General features: G+C 38.2%; 1 protein-coding gene. It reads right to left on the reverse strand.

Annotation, left to right across the window (positions count from 1 at the left end; translation table 11 throughout):
• Positions 1-2,050 (reverse strand): MGH1-like glycoside hydrolase domain-containing protein (locus ACY65O_RS17860; RefSeq protein ID WP_462222219.1); only part of this gene is annotated, 2,050 nt, incomplete at both ends.

The following is a 2,050-nucleotide window of genomic DNA, read 5'->3' on the forward strand; positions in this document are numbered from 1 at the left end:
CCGCCAAAAAGATTACTGGTAGAGTCGCCGGGGTCGTACTGAATGCTGTACACTTCTCCATCAACAGTTACCGAGTACGGATTAGCTTCGTGGTATTTTGATAAAGCCCTGATGCCACCGCCTGATAAAAACTCCTCTTCGTGCAGTAAACGGTTTAATAAAAATATCAGCCTGTCTTTTTGTACCAGCGAAATTAAAATTTCATCGCTGTCACTACGTTCTTCATTGGGCCAAAAGCGATTATTTTTTTTTCGGTAATTTTCAAACCAGTCAATACGTTTTTTAAAATCGGGCAGTTTATCAAATATATCTTTATCAATAGTACTTACTGCAAACAAACTGGTAAGCCCCACAATACTTTGTATCCGCAAAGGCAACGGATCGGCACCGGCAATACATAAAGTATCGTAAAAAAATTTGTCTTCGTCGTTCCACATGGCGTGGCTGTTAAGCGATTCGGATATAAATACAAAGTGTTCGAAAAACTTTGTAGCCGAATCTTCAAATGCAATATCGTGGCGGGAAATTTCTATTGCCATATCCATCATGTTCAATGCATACATGCCCATCCAGCTGGTACCATCGGCCTGTTCTAATTGCATTTCGTTGGCAAAATGATGACTGCGGTTAAACACACCAATATTATCCAACCCCAAAAATCCGCCTTCAAAAATATTATTGCCATTACGGTCTTTACGGTTTATCCACCAGGTAAAATTGATGAGCAGTTTTTGAAAAACCCTTTTTAAAAAAACCACGTCGCCTTCACCGTAAGTTTCTTTTTCTATTCGGTAAATTTCCATAGCGGCCCATGCCTGCACCGGCGGGTTTACATCACTAAAATTCCATTCGTAAGCCGGTAACTGCCCATCGGGTTTCATATACCATTCCCTCATTATTAACTGCAGCTGGTGCTTTGCAAAAACCACATCTACCATAGCAAGAGAAATGCAATGAAAAGCCAGATCCCATGCGGCGTACCAGGGATACTCCCATTTATCGGGCATTGCAATTACATCCTGGTTTTTAAGGTGTGTCCAGTCGCTGTTTCTTCCCATTAATTTACTGCTGTTAACCGGCGTTATACCATCGGTGCCGGTAAGCCAGCTCTCCACATCAAAATGATAATACTGTTTACTCCACAATAAACCTGCAAGGGCTTTGCGTTGTATATTTTTTAAATCGTCCGAAATATCATTAGGCAAAATCGCTTTGTAAAAATCATCGGCTTCTTCTTTTCTTACTGTAAATATTTTTTCAAAACCTAAAGAAAAAGGTTTTTCATCGGCGGTGTTGGCAAGCCTGCAGTAAATTGTTTTTGTTGCTCCCGCTGCAACATTCAATTCGTACACCGGCGAAAATTTAGTGCCTTCTTTTTTTGCACTGAGTTTTATTTTATTGGTACCATTTATTACAGCATCATGAAAAGCATCTTTTGTAAAAGGTATTGTATTTTCTTCGCCGTTTAATTTATTTAAATTGGTTTCGTTTTCTGTAAATAAACAATCATTGGGTTTTTGAAAATAAAAAAAATAATTCCCCAGCCGGTGATGTTTTACAGCAACAGAGGTTTTATTTATCAAACTGATTAAAGGCTTGGGTTCATCAGGTGTAAAAACCCAGCGGTTGTAAAACCATAAAGTAGGCAACAGTGTTACCGGTGCATCTTTGGTACTGCGGTTGGTAATATCAATTTTAATATAAATGTCGGTGGGGCTTTGTTTGGCGTAGGTAACTTTTACATCAAAATATTCATCGTTTTTAAAAACGCCGGTATCTAAAATTTCATACTCAGGTTCCAGTTTACTTCTGTTGCGGTTGGTATTTAAAAGATCGCTGTATGGAAATTTGTTTTGCGGATACTTATACAAATACTCCATGTAATAATGTGTGGGAATATTATCCTGGTAATAATATAATTCCTTTACATCTTCGCCATGGTTACCATCGTAATTGCCCACACCAAAAAGCCGTTCTTTTAAAATTTTATCTTTACCATTCCATAAAGTAATGGCAAAACAAAGGTTTTGAAAATAGTCGGATATACCGG

It is taken from the genome of Ferruginibacter sp., assembly GCF_031430955.1.
Taxonomy (GTDB): domain Bacteria; phylum Bacteroidota; class Bacteroidia; order Chitinophagales; family Chitinophagaceae; genus Ferruginibacter.